The 16,943-nt window shown below is 62.4% G+C and carries 14 protein-coding genes; 8 read left to right on the top strand and 6 right to left on the bottom strand.

The annotated features are described in order from the left end of the window. Window positions 1-48 precede the first annotated feature (48 nt). Window positions 49-1,599, top strand: coding sequence for a trimethylamine methyltransferase family protein (locus ACN9MO_RS02330; protein WP_113133196.1), 1,551 nt, complete (start codon window positions 49-51; stop codon window positions 1,597-1,599). A 39-nt stretch (window positions 1,600-1,638) separates the two neighbouring features. After that, complete coding sequence (locus ACN9MO_RS02335) at window positions 1,639-3,687, top strand: NADH:flavin oxidoreductase (RefSeq protein WP_113133195.1); 2,049 nt, start codon at window positions 1,639-1,641, stop codon at window positions 3,685-3,687. 81 nt (window positions 3,688-3,768) lie between these two features. Here the strand turns inward: ACN9MO_RS02335 and ACN9MO_RS02340 are convergent, their stop codons facing one another. Next, window positions 3,769-4,377: a PRC-barrel domain-containing protein gene (locus tag ACN9MO_RS02340; RefSeq protein ID WP_058320429.1), complete on the bottom strand. Its 609-nt coding sequence runs from the start codon at window positions 4,375-4,377 to the stop codon at window positions 3,769-3,771. Window positions 4,378-4,739: 362 nt separating this feature from the next. On the opposite strand from ACN9MO_RS02340, the gene ACN9MO_RS02345 reads away from it, so the two are divergent. After that, window positions 4,740-5,843, top strand: coding sequence for a hypothetical protein (locus ACN9MO_RS02345; protein WP_113133194.1), 1,104 nt, complete (start codon window positions 4,740-4,742; stop codon window positions 5,841-5,843). Window positions 5,844-5,908: 65 nt separating this feature from the next. Here the strand turns inward: ACN9MO_RS02345 and ACN9MO_RS02350 are convergent, their stop codons facing one another. The 5 genes from ACN9MO_RS02350 to ACN9MO_RS02370 form a co-directional block, all read right to left on the bottom strand. After that, a complete protein-coding gene (locus ACN9MO_RS02350) occupies window positions 5,909-7,633 on the bottom strand; it encodes an IlvD/Edd family dehydratase (protein WP_113133193.1) in 1,725 nt (574 codons plus the stop codon). Between the two features lie 91 nt (window positions 7,634-7,724). Further along, window positions 7,725-8,609, bottom strand: coding sequence for an SMP-30/gluconolactonase/LRE family protein (locus ACN9MO_RS02355; protein ID WP_113133192.1), 885 nt, complete (start codon window positions 8,607-8,609; stop codon window positions 7,725-7,727). Then, on the bottom strand, window positions 8,609-9,244 hold the full coding sequence (locus ACN9MO_RS02360; RefSeq protein WP_057250833.1) for a 2-dehydro-3-deoxy-6-phosphogalactonate aldolase: 636 nt from the start codon (window positions 9,242-9,244) through the stop codon (window positions 8,609-8,611). Before ACN9MO_RS02360 ends, ACN9MO_RS02355 begins: the two co-directional genes overlap by 1 nt. A 15-nt stretch (window positions 9,245-9,259) precedes the next feature. Next, a complete protein-coding gene (locus ACN9MO_RS02365) occupies window positions 9,260-10,177 on the bottom strand; it encodes a 2-dehydro-3-deoxygalactonokinase (RefSeq protein WP_057250831.1) in 918 nt (305 codons plus the stop codon). Further along, window positions 10,177-10,947, bottom strand: coding sequence for an SDR family NAD(P)-dependent oxidoreductase (locus ACN9MO_RS02370; protein WP_057251097.1), 771 nt, complete (start codon window positions 10,945-10,947; stop codon window positions 10,177-10,179). The genes ACN9MO_RS02365 and ACN9MO_RS02370 overlap by 1 nt, the downstream gene beginning before the upstream one ends. Before the next feature lie 151 nt (window positions 10,948-11,098). Here ACN9MO_RS02370 and ACN9MO_RS02375 point away from each other — a divergent pair, with 151 nt between their 5' ends. The 5 genes from ACN9MO_RS02375 to ACN9MO_RS02395 all read left to right on the top strand — a co-directional run bounded on the left by ACN9MO_RS02375 (window position 11,099) and on the right by ACN9MO_RS02395 (window position 16,932). Beyond that, on the top strand, window positions 11,099-11,914 hold the full coding sequence (locus ACN9MO_RS02375) for an IclR family transcriptional regulator (protein ID WP_162764915.1): 816 nt from the start codon (window positions 11,099-11,101) through the stop codon (window positions 11,912-11,914). 194 nt (window positions 11,915-12,108) lie between these two features. Continuing rightward, complete coding sequence (locus tag ACN9MO_RS02380; protein WP_113133191.1) at window positions 12,109-12,855, top strand: helix-turn-helix transcriptional regulator; 747 nt, start codon at window positions 12,109-12,111, stop codon at window positions 12,853-12,855. A gap of 142 nt (window positions 12,856-12,997) precedes the next feature. After that, window positions 12,998-13,771, top strand: a complete 774-nt coding sequence (locus ACN9MO_RS02385) for a LuxR family transcriptional regulator (protein ID WP_057250827.1) — start codon at window positions 12,998-13,000, stop codon at window positions 13,769-13,771. Between the two features lie 472 nt (window positions 13,772-14,243). Next, window positions 14,244-15,407, top strand: coding sequence for an Mrp/NBP35 family ATP-binding protein (locus ACN9MO_RS02390; protein ID WP_110878044.1), 1,164 nt, complete (start codon window positions 14,244-14,246; stop codon window positions 15,405-15,407). A 547-nt stretch (window positions 15,408-15,954) separates the two neighbouring features. After that, window positions 15,955-16,932: a magnesium transporter CorA family protein gene (locus ACN9MO_RS02395; RefSeq protein WP_093232039.1), complete on the top strand. Its 978-nt coding sequence runs from the start codon at window positions 15,955-15,957 to the stop codon at window positions 16,930-16,932. Window positions 16,933-16,943 lie beyond the last annotated feature (11 nt).

Here is a 16,943-nt window from a genome sequence, read left to right on the forward strand (position 1 = left end):
GGAATTTTTCGTCAATAGCATCATCTCAGATGATGGGAGGATGTGAGCATGGACACGGCAATGGTAGCGGGCGAGGCGGCACCGAGACGGACGCGGGGCTCAAGACCGCAACGGCGCGAAGGCGCGGGCCGAAGCTTCGGCGTTCCCTACATCGTCCGCAACATCCCGACCTACGATATCCTCGGCGAAGAGAGCCTGCTGCGTATCGAAGCGGTCGCCGATCGTATCCTTGCCGAGGTCGGCATCGAGTTCCGCGACGACCCCGAGGCGCTCGCCCATTGGAAGCGGGCCGGCGCCAAGATTGATGGCGTGCGCGTAACCTTCGAGCCCGGTATGCTCAAGGAAATCGTCGCCTCGGCACCACGGCAGTTCACCCAGCATGCCCGCAATCCCGTCCGCAATGTCGAGATCGGCGGCAACAACGTCGTCTTCTCCCCGGCCTATGGGTCGCCCTTCGTCATGGATCTCGACAAGGGCCGGCGCTACGGCACGATCGAGGACTTCCGCAATTTGATCAAGCTGGCGCAATCGAGCCCATGGCTGCACCATTCCGGCGGCACGATCTGCGAGCCGGTCGATGTGCCCGTCAACAAGCGCCACCTCGACATGGTCTACAGCCACATCAAATATTCCGACCGCGCCTTCATGGGTTCGATCACGGCCGAAGAGCGGGCCGCGGACTCGATCGAGATGGCACGCATTCTTTTCGGCCGCGATTTCGTCGACCGCAACTGCGTCATCCTCGGCAACGTCAACGTCAACTCGCCGCTGGTCTGGGACGGGACGATGACGAAATCGTTGCGCGCCTATGCGCGCGCAAACCAGGCGGCGGTCATCGTGCCCTTTATTCTGGGCGGCGCCATGGGGCCGGTCACCAATGCCGGCGCCATCGCCCAGTCCTATGCCGAAACGCTCGCCGGCTGTGCGCTGACCCAGCTCGAACGCAAGGGTGCACCGGTCATTTTCGGCAATTTCCTGTCGTCCATGTCGCTACGCTCGGGTTCGCCGACCTTCGGCACGCCGGAGCCGGCGATCGGCAGCATGGTCGTCGGCCAGCTCGCACGCCGGCTCGGCCTGCCGCTGCGCTGCGCCGGCAACTTCTCCAATTCGAAGCTGCCCGACGCGCAGGCGATGCAGGAAGGCGCGATGTCGATGCTGTCGGCGGTGCATTGCGGCGCCAATTTCATTCTGCATTCGGCCGGTTTCGTCGATGGGCTGCTCGCCATGTCCTACGAGAAGTTTGTCATGGACACGGACTTCTGCGGCGCGCTGCATTCCTATCTCGCCGGCGTCGTCGTCGACGACAACACGCTGGCGATGGACGCCTTCCTGCAGGTCGGTCCCGGCAGCCACTTCCTCGGTTGCGATCACACCATGCGCAATTACCAGACGGCCTTCTGGGATTCGGCGCTCTCCGACAACGAACCGTTCGAGAAGTGGGTCGAGGAGGGCGAGACCGATATGGCAACACGCGCCAACCGCGCCTGGAAGAAGACGCTTGCCGAATACGAAGCGCCGCCGCTGGACGTGGCGCTCGACGAGGCGCTGATCGATTATGTCACGCGCCGCAAGGAGAGCATGGCGGATGCCTGGTACTGACGAAACCGGCACGATCCGTCGCGTCTCAAGGAATATGAAATGACACTATCGAAAGACCCGCTGCTCCAGCCCTATCGCCTCAAGCATCTGACGCTCAAGAACCGGATCATGTCGACGGCGCACGAGCCGGCCTATTCCGAAGACGGCATGCCGAAGGATCGCTACAGGCTTTATCACCTGGAAAAGGCCAAGGGCGGCATGGCGCTGACGATGACCGCGGGCTCGGCGATCGTGTCTGAGGATTCGCCGCCGGCTTTTGGCAATCTCTACGCCTATTCGGACGAGATCGTGCCGTGGCTGAAGAAGATCGCCGACGACTGTCACGAGCATGATTGCGCGGTGATGATCCAGCTCACCCATCTCGGGCGCCGCACCGGCTGGAACAAGGGTGACTGGCTGCCAGTTCTCTCCGCATCGCCGGTGCGTGAAGCCGCGCACCGCTCCTTTCCCAAGGAGATCGAGGACTGGGATATCGAGCGTATCGTCGGCGACTATGCGGCGGCCGCCGCGCGCATGCAGGCCGCCGGCCTCGACGGCATCGAGCTCGAGGCCTATGGCCACCTGATGGATGGCTTCTGGTCACCGGCGACGAACCATCGTGACGACGATTTCGGCGGCTCGCTCGACAACCGGCTGCGGTTCACCAACATGGTGCTCGACGCAATCCGCGCCTCCGTCGGCGCGGATTTCATCGTCGGCATCCGCATGGTCGCAGACGAGGATTGGGACAAGGGGCTCTCAAAGGAGGAGGGCATCGAAATCGCCCGGCGGCTGGCGGGTTCCGGCAGGGTCGACTTCCTCAACATCATTCGAGGCCATATCGATCATGACGCGCCGTTGACCAAGGTCATTCCGATCCAGGGCATGGCCGCATCGCCGCATCTCGATTTCGCCGGCGAGGTGAGGGCGGCGACGAAGTTTCCGGTCTTTCATGCCGCGCGCATCGCCGATGTCGCGACCGCCCGCCACGCGATTGCCGAAGGCAAGCTCGACATGGTCGGCATGACCCGCGCCCATATCGCCGACCCGCATATCGTCCGGAAGATCGAAGAGGGCAGGGAGGCGGAAATCCGTCCCTGCGTTGGCGCGACCTACTGTCTCGACCGTATCTATGAAGGCGGCGGGGCGCTCTGTATCCACAACGCTGCGACCGGGCGCGAGGCGATCGTGCCGCACGTCATCCGGAAGAGCAAAGGGCCGAAACGCAAGGCGGTCGTCGTCGGCGCCGGTCCGGCCGGGCTCGAAGCCGCCCGGGTGCTTGCCGAGCGCGGCCACCAGGTCGAGGTGCTGGAGGCGACGGGAGCAGCCGGCGGCCAGATATTACTGGCGCAGCGCAATCCGCGGCGCCGCGAACTGATCGGCATCGTCGACTGGCGGCTGGCCGAGCTGGAGCGGTTGGGCGTTCCAATCCACTACAACGTCTTTGCCGGCGTGGACGACATAGAGGAACGTGCCCCTGATCTCGTCGTCGTTGCGACCGGCGGTATTGCGCAAAATCCTGCGCTCGATGCAGGCGACGACCTGGTGGTGTCGAGCTGGGATATCATAGCCGGAGCGGTGAAGCCGGAAGGCCCGGTGCTGCTCTATGACGACAACGGTGCCCATAGCGGCATGACGGCTGCCGAACTGATCGCGCGTGCCGACGTCGAGCTCGAGATCGTTTCGCCCGAACGCATGTTCGCGCCGGAGATCGGCGGCATGAACCATGTGCCCTATGCGGCCGCCTTCGCCGAGCACAATGTCCGGGTGACGATCAACACGCGGCTGAAATCCGTCCGCCGCGATGCCAATGGGCTGATTGCGACGCTGGGGTCGGACTTTTCGGGGAAGGCCGTCGTCGAACGGCGCGTGGCCCAGGTCGTGGTCGAGCACGGTACGTTGCCGATGGATGAGCTCTATCGTGAACTGAAGCCGCTGTCGCGCAATCTGGGCGCTGTCGATTACAAGGCCCTGCTTCGCGGCGAGAACCCGATCCCGCAGCGAAACCCCGCGGCCGGCTTCGACATGTTCCGGATCGGCGACGCCGTGTCCAGCCGCAACATCCATGCGGGCATCTATGACGCCCTTCGTTATGGAGTGCTCGTCTGAGCAAAGCCCGTTTGAACAAGGATAGAGCGGCGATGGGTACCGCCGCTCTCTGTAGGTGCACTGAAGACAGCCTGATACTGATTACTGCTGCGGCTGAGCCGGTGCCGTGCCCGTCGAAGAGGTCGTCGAGGTGTCAACCGGCTGGTTGGCGTTCTGCTCGGCCACCTGCTGCGCCTTTGTCTTGAACTCCGGTGCCGCCTTCAGCGTGTCGGCGGTTTCCGTCGTTGTCAGCTTCAATGCGTCCGTATTGGGCTGTTCGGCGATCGCGATGCGATCAAACGGGACCGCAACATTCTTTTCGCCCAGACCCAGGAAGCCACCGACGCCGATCACGGCCGCCTCGACGGCACCATCCTTCTTGATGATCAGGTCGTTGATCTCACCGATGCTCTCGTCACCGGCATTGTAGACGGTCTGGCCCATATAGGTGCTGGCTGCAATCTGGTCGCTCGCCTGCTCGGTCAGATAGGTGGCATCCGACTTCGCGACGTCGGCAGGTGCTTCACCTGCGGCCGGAGGCGTCGTCGTCTGAGCCTCGTTAGCCGGAGCTTCCGTGGTCGGTGCCGGCTGCATGGTCTGCGTCTGGTCGGGCTGAGGCTGCGTCGTATCCTGGGTGTAAGCTACCGGGGCGACAGCAAGACCCGCGAAGAGCGCGCCAGCCGCGACGGTTGTTACGAGTTTCTTAGTCATGTCAAACTGCCTTTCCTTGACGTTTCAGATCAAGGTACGGGCCTGGCTGCTGTCGCCAGATCCACCGCACCGGTGATATGACGTCAACGCCTAAGCGCCCAAACGGTTCCGGAAAAAACAGTCAAAATCTCAATGGGTAAGGCCGCACTTGCGTTCATCCCCGATGTCCTTTGGAACTTAGCGGGAGATTACCGGCCAATTTATCACGGGAGTTGTCTCTATATTCTGCACTCAGGTATTTTAGAGGTTTATAATGGTCTTCTATTCGTTGACGGATTCTTGATTGTTCTTGCAGATACTTCCCGGAACACAGGATATAGAACGCAGAGCTGCTTCGTCCTGTCATCCTGGACGACATCACCATGTTTCTGCCGCGGCGCTTTCTTTCGGTCTCCCTCCTGTCTGTCCTGGCGATGGCCGCTCTCGTTTCCATCGAGCGCAACCTTTTCGGCGCTCGCTATTTTTCCGAGCGTGCGCCTCAGGCTCAGCCCTATAGCCTCTGGCATGCCTGGGTCGCGCTCAGCCTGTCGCTCGCCGCGGTTCAGGGGTTTACCCGCGATGTCTCCAGGCTCGGAGAGCCGGTGCTCCGGCTGGCCTCGCGTCGCGAGCTGTGGATCTGCGCGGCGACATGGACGCTTGCGACGCTCATGGCACTGGTCTTCGCGATCGATCCGAAAGTTTTCAGTGTCCTGGCGCGCGAGGACGGCCTGGTCGAGTGGTCGTCCGCCCTGCTGATCTTCATCGTCAGCGGGTTCCTTGCCGCAGCGGCCACGGGCCAGCTTCGTGCAGCCCTCGCCGGGGGAGAGCGGCTTGCGTGGATCGCCGCAAGCGCCGCGGCGCTTCTGAGCGCCGGCTTCTTCGTGATTGGCATGGAGGAGATATCCTGGATGCAGCGCATCTTCGGCATCTCAACGCCGGAAGGGCTCCTGGCCGTCAACAAGCAGCAGGAGTTGAACCTGCACAACATTTCAACCGGCTTTTCCGAGTTGCTCTACTACACCGGCAGTTTCGTGCTGCTGACGCTTGCGCCCTTCATTTGGCTCCACCTTCGCAAGGGCGTGAGCCTTGGCCGGCTCGACGCCTTCGCGCCGGGCGTGCTCGTGCTGGTGGCAAGTGCGCCTATGGCCGCCTTCAACAGCGACAACTGGAGCATACTGCCGACGCAGATGATGGTGATGATGACCGTGATCATGCTGCTGGTGATTGCGGATATCGCGTTGAAGGCGGGTCACTGGCGCGAGTTCATCGTGCTGACGATCGGCGCCGTCCTGATTGTTGCCATCCAGGAGCTGTTTATCCTGCAGGCTTCACTGCTCGTTCGGCTCTGGGACCCGACCGAATACAAGGAGTTCTTCATTGCCCTTGGTCTGGCGCTTTACGGCGTTCAGATCTGGTCGCGTCTGAGTTCGCCCGTCACGGCATCGGCTGCAACACGCCCCTTCAATTCGCATCCGCTCGCCGGATAAAAATACCCCGCCGGAGTGGCGGGGTATCTGAACACTTCGCGAATTACCGTTGCGACGCGTCGTCGTCAGTGGCTTTCGCGCAGAACCTCGCTGCCGCTGCCGCCGACGAGGAAATCCAGGTCTGCGCCCTTGTCGGCCTGCAGCACCGTATCCTGGTAGAGCTTGTAGTAGCCGCGCGTCCATTTCTGCGGCGGCGCCTGCCAGGCGGCCATGCGCGTCGCAAACTCTTCCTCGCTGATCATCAAGTTGAGTTCGCCCTTCATCGCGTCGAGGCGGATACGATCGCCGGTTTTGACGATGGCGAGCGGCCCGCCGGCATTCGATTCCGGGCTGACATGCAAGACCACGGTGCCGAAGGCGGTGCCGGACATGCGGGCATCCGAAACGCGCACCATATCGCGCACGCCTTTTTCCACCAGCCGCCGCGGGATCGGCATGTTGCCGACCTCGGCCATGCCCGGATAGCCTTTCGGTCCGCAGCCCTTGAGCACGAGAATGGTATCCTCGGTCACCGGCAGATCCGGATCGTCGATCTTCGCCTTCAGTTCCTCGATCGTTTCGAAGACATAGGCCGGGCCTTCATGAACGAGCAGATGCTCGCTCGCCGCCGATGGCTTGATGACGGCGCCGTTCGGCGCAAGGTTGCCCTTGAGAACGCGGATGCCGGCTGCAGCGCGCAGCGGATTGTCGAGCGGCCGGATGACGTCGTCGTTATAGACCTCGGCATCTTCCCAGTACTTGCTGATCGGCACGCCGAAGACGGTCGGTGCATCGGCATGCAGCAGATGCTGGATGCGGTTCATCACCGCCGGCAGGCCGCCGGCATAGGCGAGGTCTTCGATCAGATACTTGCCCGACGGCATGCAGTTGACGATGCACGGAACCTGGCTGCCGACGCGGTCGAAGTCCTCGAGACAGAGATCGACGCCGGCACGGCCGGCGATCGCCAGCATGTGAACGACAGCATTTGTCGAGCCGCCGACGGCGGCATTGGCGATGATGCCGTTCTCGAAATTCTTCTTGGTCAGCACCTTCGACAGGCGCAGGTCTTCATGCACCATCTCGACGATGCGCTTGCCCGTCATGTGCGACAGCGCCATGCGGCGGGCGTCGACGGCGGGAAGCGCCGCGTTGGTCGGCAGCGACAGCCCCATCGCCTCGACGATCGAGGCCATGGTGGTGGCGGTGCCCATCGTCATGCACACGCCCGGCGAGCGCGACATGCCGCTTTCGGCCGCCATGAATTCCTGCATGCTCATTTCGCCGGCGCGCACGGCCTCGGAGAACTTCCAGACATCCGTGCCGGAGCCGATGTCCTTGCCCTTCCATTTGCCGTTCAGCATCGGTCCGGAGGAGACGACGATGGTCGGCAGGTCGACGGAGGCCGCACCCATGAGCTGGCCTGGCGTCGTCTTGTCGCAGCCGCCGAGCAGAACCACGCCGTCGATGCCATAGGCGCGGATCGCCTCTTCGACGTCCATGGCGAGCAGGTTGCGGAAGAGCATCGCGGTCGGACGCATCTGCGTCTCGCCGAGCGAAGACACCGGGAACTCGACCGGGAAGCCGCCGGCTTCCCAGACGCCGCGCTTCACCCCTTCGGCAAGGATGCGAAGGTGGCTGTTGCAGGGCGTCAGCTCGGACCAGGTGTTGCAGATACCGATAATCGGACGGCCGTCGAAAACGTGGTCCGGAAATCCCTGGTTCTTCATCCAGGAGCGATGGATAAATCCATCCTTGTCGGTGCCGCCGTACCAGTGACGGCTGCGCAGTTCTTTCTTCTTTTCGCTCATGCGAGCTTCCTCCTCACCATGCGATGAAACGCGTGGCCGAATTGTATGACTTTTTATTGGCGCTTCGCCAAGAGGTTAGTCGCGCTTCCGCTCAGAGGCGGAACGATGGTTCAAACCGGCCGTTGACGCTGACGCCGAGATCGAAGGTCATGCCGGCATGCGGATCGGCCACGCGCGCTGCATCGTCCAGGTCTTGCCAGGCGGATGTCACCAACATGCGGTCGGCCTTCGCCCCGATGAAGGCCGTGCAGCTCGGCTGCGTTGCCGGCATCGCGTAGCGCGCGATCCGTGCACCGTCGGGCCTGTAGACGTCGACCGTGCTGCTGCCCCAGCGGGCATTCCATATCAGACCATCGGCATCGCACACGGAGCCGTCGATGCCGCCGGCTTCGCCACTACTGTCGACTAGCAGGCTAGGTTCACCCTTCGGCAGCCCGGTCTCGGCATCGATATCGACGCGCATCAGGTGGTTGATGTCGGTGTCGACGAAGTAGGCGATGGTCCCATCCGGCGAAAAGCAGATGCTGTTGGGAATGGTGATCCTGTCGTAGAGCTTCGTCACCTTCGTGCCGGCGACGTGATAGATCGCGCCGGCGCCCTTCTCGGCGCTGCGGCCCATGGTGCCGATCCACAGCGAACCGGAAGCGTGCACGCGGCCGTCGTTCGAGCGATTGCCGGGCTTGTCCTCAAGCGTGGTCAGGAGGCTGAAGGTGCCTGTCTGCGTATCCCTGAGGAAAAGCCCCTGATCGGAGGCAATCAGTTGCCGGGATGGATCGATGACGGCAAGCACGCTGCCGAGGAATGGCAGGTTATGTACAGTCTTGCGGCCGGTTTCGAGATGTAGCTCATGCAGTTCCTGGCCCTTGATGTTGAACCACCAGGCGGTGCCGCTGACGGGGTCATAGGTCGGGCCTTCCCCGAGAATCGAGGGCGATTCGCAAAGGATGCTGCCGGAAAAAGGAATGGTATCGCTCATCAGCGTGCTCCGTAGACGGCGTCATAGGCCTTGATCGTTGCGACGGCGCGTTCGCGGACTTCGGCGCCGCTCATGCCCGGCTTGTAGAGGCTCGAGCCGAGGCCGAAGCTGCGAATGCCGGCCTTGGCGTAGTCGCCGAAGTTGGCATCGGAAACGCCACCGACGGCGGCAATCTCGAGGTCGGGCGGCAGGATCGCGCGGATCGCGGTAATGCCCGATGGCCCGAGCACGCTTGCCGGGAAGAACTTGAGGCCGGTCGCGCCCGCTGCCGCGGCCGAAAGCGCCTCGGTCGGGGTGAGCACGCCGGGCATGGTAACCATGCCCTTCTGTGCCGCAAGCGAAATCACCGCCGGTTCGACGTTCGGGCTGACCATCAATTGGCCCCCGACATCGGCAAGCTGCTCCACCTGTGCCGTCGTCAGCACCGTGCCGGCGCCGATCAGGCAATTTTCCGGTGCCATTTTCACCGCCGTCTCGATCGAGCGGAACGGATCGGGGGAGTTCAGCGGGATCTCGATCGCAGTGAAGCCGGTTTCGATCAGCGCCCCGACGACGCCTTCGGTCTCCTCGGGCTTGAGGCCACGCAGGATCGCGATCAGCGGGTACTTCATCGGCGGGAAGGGAATGCGGGTCATGAGCTTGTCTTTCGTTCAGAGAGGCCAGATCGCCTGGGCGGCGGTCGAAAGGCCGGCGCGGACTGCCGTGTCGGCGTCGACGACCCGAAGCGGGCGGTCGAGGCTTTCAAGCGCGGCTTGATAAAGTGTACCGAGTGAACCGGAGGCCACGAGGCAGATGCTGTCGATCGTCTTGGCTGACGCCAGCGCGCCGGCGATCTCAAGGCCGATCAACGTGCCCGACAACAAGGCCTTGGCGTCGGTCGCACTGGCGCCGTGCAGCAATTGTCCGGCGCGCGCGCCGAAGACCAAGCTGGTCCCCAAGGCGGGATTGGTGCGTGCCTCGGCTACCGCCGCCGCGAAGGCAGGGTGATCGCCGGAAAACGCATGGGCATCTGCGATCGAGTGGCTGAGGATCGAGTGCTTCGAAATCACGTCGAACAGTTCGCCGGTCATGAAAGTGGAAAAGCCGCTCACGGCGCCGTCTTCGAGGCGAACCCATTTGCTGTGCGTGCCCGGCATGCAGACGAGGTGTCGGCCGCGGCCGAGTTCGCCGGCAGCGCCGAGCAATTGCGTCTCCTCGCCGCGCATGACGTCCGGGTGCCGCATGTCGCGTTGCGCGAGACCCGGCAGGATGCGGATGTCACGATCGCGATCCGGCACCGCAACCGCATGGGAAGCGATGTCGGCAAGGGCCGCGGGGGTATCAATATAGCCGGCCTCGACCCAGCCCTGCTTGGCGCCGGCCATGCCGCAGATGATCGCCGGCAGGTGGCTCGGCGCGTCGACGGCAGCGAGGTGGCGTTCCAGGATCGTGTGGAAACCGGCCTTGCTGGCGGTCGTCATGCCTTCGCCGCTGCGGCGTTCGGCAAGCACCGAGCCATCCTCGCCGATGATCCACAGTCGGAAACTCGTCGTTCCCCAGTCGACTGCCGCATAATAGGCTGCCGTCATCACAGTGCGCCTCCATCGATGATCATTGTTTGCGCCGTCATGCCCGCGGAGCAGTCCGACGCGAGGTAAAGGCAGGGCCCGACGAGATCGTCGGCGGTTAGGCTGCGTTTCAGGCACTGCCTTTCCTGCATCTCGGCGATCGCCACGTCGTTCAGCCACAGCCGCTTCTGCCGTTCGGTGACGATCATGCCGGGCAGGATTGCGTTGACGCGGATATTGTCGGGCCCGAGCCTGCCGGCGAGCGATTTGGTCAGACCGACGATACCGGCCTTCGCCGTGGCATAGGCTGGAATCTCGCCCATGTTGAGCAGAAAGGCGATCGAGGAGAAATTGACGATCGAACCGCCGCCCGCTTGCCGCATGTGCGGCACGATCGACTGGCTCATGAAGAAGAGGTGCCTGAGATTGACGGCCTGGCTTTCGTCCCAGATCTCTTCAGTCACGGCTTCCAATGCCTGGCGATCATCGCGCGCCGCATTGTTGACGAGCACATGGATCGCACCGAGCGATGCTGCCGCCGCTTCCGCCGTATGACGCACCGCTTCGATATCGCGCAGGTCGCCGGGGATGAAATGCGGCTTGTAGCCCGTTTGATCAGCAAGCCGTTCGACGAGCTCGGCACTTGCCCGCTCGTCGATATCGGCGAAGGCGACCCGCGCGCCCTGGCGCACGAAGCCCTCGACCAGGGCCGCGCCGATGCCCGAGCCGCCGCCGGTTACCAGCACGCAGCGGTCGCGCAAATCGTGAAATTGTGCCTTGGGCGCCGGCATGTCCCTCATTCCCTCGTAAGACCGTTTTAAGCCTATGATTTGTTCCATTATTTGGAACTTGATTTTAGTATGTGGAATTATCGTGTCGAAGCGTCTATCTTGTCAAGATCAGGCGCGCGACGCGACGCCACTTGAAGACAAGCGAACGACGATGACAAACGACATGATGGTGGCGGACGAGGGGCGAGGGGAGGCCGGTACCGGCACGCTCGGCAAGGCGATTGCCGTGCTGGAAGCGGTGGTCACGGCAGACGGCCCGCAGCGCTTTACCGATATTCTTGCCCGATCCGGCCAGCCGCGCGGCACATTGCACCGGTTGCTCAGCCACCTCGTCGAGGAAGGGCTGCTCATTCAGCGCCGGGATCTCTCCTATGAGCCCGGCCTCCGGCTGCTGACGCTTGCCTATCGTTCCTGGTCTGCCAACCGCTTTCGCGACGTTGCCGAACCGCACCTGCAGCGCCTGCACGAATTGACCGGCGAGACCGTGCATCTCGGCATCCTGCGCGAAACGGAGATCGTCTATGTCGACAAGGTCGAGAGCCGTCAGACGGTGCGCATGAGCTCGCAGATTGGCAAGGCCTCGCCCGCCTATTGCACCGGCATCGGCAAGGCAGCGTTGTCTTTGCTGGCGCAGCCGGTGCTGAAGCATGTGCTGGCGAGAACCGCGTTTCACCCTTTCACTTCGCACACGCATCGTTCGGCGGCGACGCTGCTGGCGGAAGTCGAAGAGATCAGGCGCGACGGCCATGCCTTCGATCGCGAGGAGCATGAAGCCGAGATTCGTTGCGTGGCTGCACCCATTGCTATCCCCGGTAGCGAGCTTGCGGCGGGGATATCGGTGACGGGGCCGGCCTACAGGGTGAGCATGGAGCAACTGGTGGCTTGGGCGGCACCTGTGCGCGAAGCGGCTCGGGCGATTGCCGAGGAGGCCGCGATCCGGCTTGGGCCCGGACGTGGTGGACCTTGAATTCACTTTACGGTAAATTAGAAACATCGACTGGACGCGGCGCGTCAAGCTCGATAGCTTTAATATATCAGACTCAGGTTCGTGGATGGTCTTAGTCTGGTTTGGTTTTGGTATTTATAGAATTATTGACGTGGTCTTCATGCGGCGTCAGCGGCCGGCCTTTCTTTGGCGCCGGATGTGGAGAAGGGCGGAAGATGATCGATTTCAGCGCGAATTTGTCGTCATTGACGCTTCCTGATGGGCGGAGCATCAGGGGGCCAATCTGTTGCGAAGAAGACTTTCGGCGAGTGATCGCCCAGGTAGCGGATGCCTATGGCTTCCGCGGCTTTCTGGTTCTTGCAGTTCCGGAGACGGGCTGCAGCAGCCTGACGGCCAATGCACTTATGACCAATTATCCGACCGCGTTCTTGCAGGGGTATGACAGCGCTGGCCTGATTAGTGGCAGCCCGGTGATCCAGCGCCTGCGCCGCAGCACCATTCCCTTCACCTATGACGCGCATCAGCTGGCGCGCCGTCGGTCCGACGGCAAGGGCGATGCGGCCATTTGTGTCTTTGAACAGGCGAACATGCCGCGTGGCCTCTATCTGCCGGTACATGATGCGAGCGGCCATCGCGCGGCCATCGCTTTTGGCGGTGATCGTTCCGTCGTCTCGAACGATGAGTTGCAGGAACTCAATCTGTGGGCGGGCCTGCTCTATAGCAAGTACATGGAAGTTCGCGACCGCGACCGCGATCGGCGCGGGCCGGGCAGTCTTTCGCGCCGCGAGGTGGAGTGCCTGCGCTGGGCGGCTGCTGGCAAGACCACCAGTGAGATGGCGAAAATCCTGGCGCTGTCCGAGTATACGGTCAACCATTACCTCAATCGTGCGACGCGCAAGCTGGATTCGGTCAACCGCGTCCAGACCGTCGCCAAGGCCATGCGCGCTGGTCTCATCAATTGAGATCGGTGCCGGCTGCGCCTGAAGCGAACGGCACGGTCTGCGCTTCGCGAGAGAAATACACAGACTTTTGGGCCGAGGAGGCAGGGAATCTCGATCATCTGTTGGCATTGGCAGGCCGCTCGGTCTATTTGATACTTGATGAATGCCATGGAACGCGCGAATGCAGGATACGATGACGACCGGGATGACTGACGCAGATCTGCCCCGGGGCGGTGATTTCGCGTCCGAGATCGCAAAGCTTGAGACCCAGTTCGATATCATCCGCTATATGCGGCGGATCACGCAGGTCTTTGGCTTCAAGACCTTTCTGATCTGCTCGATCCCCTCGATCGACGTGGAGCGGCTGGCCGCGAGCACGGTCATCTCCAATATGCCGGCGGAACTGCTGAACAAATATGACAGCCTGTCGATGCTGCGCTTCAGCACCGGCGTGCGCCGCCTGCGCGAGACGACGACGCCGTTCCAGGTGACGCTGGACGCCTGGGAAGGCGAGGGCGGCAAGCCGGAGACGGCGGCCGAGTACATCGCGATGCTGCGCGAGAACGGTATCTTCCAGGCAAGCTATTTCCCTGTTCACGACGCCGAGGGTGGCCGCGGCGCGGTCATTCTCATGGGCCCGCTGGTCGAATTGCCGATGACGGTGACCATGGAACTGCAGATGATTGCGATCCATGTCTACAATCGCCTCGCCGAGATCGGCTCTGTGTGGAAGAGCAGCGGCGCGGCGCTTTCGGAGCGCGAGATCCAGTGCCTGAGCTGGACGGCGGCCGGAAAGACCAGTGCCGAGATCGCCGGCATCCTCGGGCTCTCCGAACATACGGTCAATCACTACCTCAATCACGTGACCAAGAAGCTCGACGCCGTGAACCGCACCCAAGCGGTCGTAAAGGCGATGAAGAAGGGCTACATCAGCTAGCCCTCCCGGCGTCGAAGGCCGTTTTCCTCTTCTCGCGTGCCCTCCGTCTCCGTTGCGATCACGAAGGCTGCCGCAATCGCCGCGCCTGCGTTCCTATCCCGCTGAGATCGCCCACCGCCGCAGCCGAATTGCTCCATCCTTGGACGATTTGCACAGAGCTGCTCAGAATCTGGGCAGATGCTCTGGCCGCCTTGAATGTTGCAGAATCGATCATCTATTTGAAATTGCTTGATATTCTTGGCGAATTTGAATCTGGCACGCATCCTGCATTTCTATTGGCATGTCCAGAGGGGACTAAAAAGAAGACAGCGCCCACGAAGGTCGCGATCGAAAGGGCCACTGCCCGCCTCAAGGTGATCCCGGATGTACGGACACCGGGGTGGACGGTGGCCCTTCCTTTTTCCGTTATGTCGCATTGGCGAAGCGCCCCGCCTCGACTATCTAAGGGATAACAAAAGAATGAGAGGGCGCGATGCCGGAAGTCACGAAAGAAGTGGTCCTTGAGAAGCTGCGCACGGTGCGTGGCCCGGGCATGGAAGGCAACATCGTCGACCTCGGACTTGTGTCTGATGTCTTCATCTCCGATGGCAAGGCCTATTTCTCGATCACCGTGCCGGCCGACCGCGCCAAGGAACTGGAGCCGATGCGGGCCGCAGCCGAGCGCGTCGTGCGCGACATCCCGGGGATCACGGCGGCCATGGTTGCACTGACAGCCGACCGCAAGGCGGCGCCCGCCGGCGCCCCGGTGCAGCGTCCGCAGCCCTCGGCAGCGCCTCATGCCGGCCATTCCCATGCGCCGCGTCCCGCCGGCGGCCCGCCGGCCAAGGCTGGAATTCCGGGCGTCGGCGCCATCATCGCTGTCGCCTCCGGCAAGGGCGGTGTCGGCAAGTCGACGACCTCGGTCAACCTGGCGCTGGCGCTGAAGGCAAATGGCCTGAGGGTTGGCCTGCTCGATGCCGATATCTACGGCCCGTCGATGCCACGCCTTCTGAAGATTTCCGGAAGGCCGCAACAGATCGAAGGGCGCCTTATCCGCCCGATGGAGAATTACGGTCTCAAGGTCATGTCCATGGGCTTCCTCGTCGATGAGGAAGTGGCGATGATCTGGCGCGGACCGATGATCCAGTCGGCCCTGCTGCAGATGCTGCGGGAAGTCGCCTGGGGCGATCTCGATGTGCTGGTCGTCGACATGCCCCCCGGCACGGGCGACGCCCAGCTCACCATGGCCCAGCAGGTGCCGCTCGCCGGCGCCGTCATCGTCTCGACGCCGCAGGATCTGGCGCTGATCGATGCCCGCAAGGGCCTCGCCATGTTCCGCAAGGTAGAAGTCCCGGTTCTCGGCATCGTCGAGAACATGAGCTATTTCATCGCGCCCGACACCGGCAAGCGCTACGATATCTTCGGCCATGGCGGTGCGCGCAAGGAAGCCGAGCGCATCGGCGTCCCGTTCCTCGGCGAAGTGCCCCTGACCATGGGAATTCGCGAAACGTCGGACGCCGGGACACCGCTCGTCGCGTCCGACCCGAGCGGTGAGATCGCGCGTGTCTATCGCGATATCGCCACCAAGGTCTGGGATCAGATATCCGCCGCGCAGCAGGACAAGAGCCGCGCCGCGCCGACCATTGTCTTCGAGTGACGGTTTGCAGGGAGGCCGTCTGGTCTTTCCGGGCCGCGGTTCTCCCCGTTCCGGAACAGGCCGCAACTCAAGGCGCTGCAGCGACTTTGCACGTCAGGCATGACGTGACGCTCGGCACTGAATCGTTTTGCCCTTGATTCGATTTTGATTTAAGCAAACATGCGGTAGGGTGGTGCCGGTATGGCGGCACATGCCCGCGTGCTGGATTGCAAGGGGGCATTGATTTTGCGTTTGCGTTGCGCCATATGCCTTGCCGCACTTGCGAAGGTGCCCAACTTGACGCCCGCTCGCCGGAGATTTTGGCCTCGCGCGATGACTGAGTTGAAGACTTTGTCCTGACTGGCGGAACGCTCCATCCGATGGATTTCTATTGCGGGTATTTTGTGGCGCACGACCTTTCGCCTTCGCGGTTCGGCACGCTGCATGATTGCTTAGATCGGAATCGATTTAAGGATAAAATTATGCAGCCGCTCAATGTGTTACAGCGACCCTTGCGCGTCTCGGAAGACGGGCGGCGCTGTCAGCTTCGCATGACGAGGACGGTCGCATGATCACCGGCTATTGCGCCGATGGGACAGCCGTCGTTCTGACACCGGCCGAACCACCCGAAAAATTGCGTCCCGATGTCATCTGGCTGGATCTGGTCGAACCCACCAAGGCAGAAGACCTGATGATGGAGAAGCTTCTCGGCATTTCCATCCCAACACGCGACGATCTGAAGGACATCGAACCGTCGAGCCGCCTCTATGTCGAGGAGAGTGCCGTGTTCATGACGGCGTCACTGGTGTTCCGTTCGGATACGGATATCCCCGGACTGACGGATGTCGGCTTCATCCTGTCGGGTGGCCGGCTTGTCACCATCCGCTATGCCGAGCCCCGGTCGTTCACCCTCTTCAAGACATCGATGCATCGCTTCCCGGGCGGTTGCCGCGATGGCGCGGTTGTCCTGACCCGGCTTCTGGAAACGGTCGCCGACCGAACCGCCGAGATTCTCGAGCAGGCGGTCACCAAGATCGACGATCTGTCGATCGACGTCTTCAGCGACAAGGCTGCAGGCAAGCGCCGGTCGCCGCATTATCTCGAGGCGCGCTTGCGTGATGTCGCTGGCCATCATCGCCTCGTCGCCAAGACGCGTGACAGCCTTGCCTCGCTCTCGCGCCTGCTGACCTTCGTCTACACTGTTCCGGAGGTGCAGGAAGACAAGGACACGCGCGAACTCTGCCGTTCGATCTCCCGCGACATCCAGTCGCTTTCCGAGCACGCAAGTTTCATTTCCGGCAACATCACCTTCCTGCTTGATGCGTCGCTGGGTCTGATCAACGTCGAGCAGAACGCCATCATCAAGATTTTCTCGATCGCATCGGTCGTCCTGCTGCCGCCGACCCTGGTCGCTTCGGTCTACGGCATGAACTTCCGCGTTATGCCCGAACTGGAATGGCACTTCGGCTATCCCTGGGCGATTGCGGCGATGGTGATATCGGCCGTCATCCCCTTTTTCTTTTTCCGCTGGAAAGGCTGGCTGTGAACGCCAGTAGG

The sequence above is a fragment of the Ensifer sp. R-19 genome, from assembly GCF_049905105.1.
In the GTDB taxonomy this organism is placed as follows: domain Bacteria; phylum Pseudomonadota; class Alphaproteobacteria; order Rhizobiales; family Rhizobiaceae; genus Ensifer.

Coding starts and splice junctions, on each gene's coding strand:
- ACN9MO_RS02330 (WP_113133196.1), top strand. CDS start 49: ATGGACACGGCAATGGTAGCGGGCGAGGCGGCACCGAGACGGACGCGG.
- ACN9MO_RS02335 (WP_113133195.1), top strand. CDS start 1,639: ATGACACTATCGAAAGACCCGCTGCTCCAGCCCTATCGCCTCAAGCAT.
- ACN9MO_RS02340 (WP_058320429.1), bottom strand. CDS start 4,377: ATGACTAAGAAACTCGTAACAACCGTCGCGGCTGGCGCGCTCTTCGCG.
- ACN9MO_RS02345 (WP_113133194.1), top strand. CDS start 4,740: ATGTTTCTGCCGCGGCGCTTTCTTTCGGTCTCCCTCCTGTCTGTCCTG.
- ACN9MO_RS02350 (WP_113133193.1), bottom strand. CDS start 7,633: ATGAGCGAAAAGAAGAAAGAACTGCGCAGCCGTCACTGGTACGGCGGC.
- ACN9MO_RS02355 (WP_113133192.1), bottom strand. CDS start 8,609: ATGAGCGATACCATTCCTTTTTCCGGCAGCATCCTTTGCGAATCGCCC.
- ACN9MO_RS02360 (WP_057250833.1), bottom strand. CDS start 9,244: ATGACCCGCATTCCCTTCCCGCCGATGAAGTACCCGCTGATCGCGATC.
- ACN9MO_RS02365 (WP_057250831.1), bottom strand. CDS start 10,177: ATGACGGCAGCCTATTATGCGGCAGTCGACTGGGGAACGACGAGTTTC.
- ACN9MO_RS02370 (WP_057251097.1), bottom strand. CDS start 10,947: ATGCCGGCGCCCAAGGCACAATTTCACGATTTGCGCGACCGCTGCGTG.
- ACN9MO_RS02375 (WP_162764915.1), top strand. CDS start 11,099: ATGACAAACGACATGATGGTGGCGGACGAGGGGCGAGGGGAGGCCGGT.
- ACN9MO_RS02380 (WP_113133191.1), top strand. CDS start 12,109: ATGATCGATTTCAGCGCGAATTTGTCGTCATTGACGCTTCCTGATGGG.
- ACN9MO_RS02385 (WP_057250827.1), top strand. CDS start 12,998: ATGCCATGGAACGCGCGAATGCAGGATACGATGACGACCGGGATGACT.
- ACN9MO_RS02390 (WP_110878044.1), top strand. CDS start 14,244: ATGCCGGAAGTCACGAAAGAAGTGGTCCTTGAGAAGCTGCGCACGGTG.
- ACN9MO_RS02395 (WP_093232039.1), top strand. CDS start 15,955: ATGATCACCGGCTATTGCGCCGATGGGACAGCCGTCGTTCTGACACCG.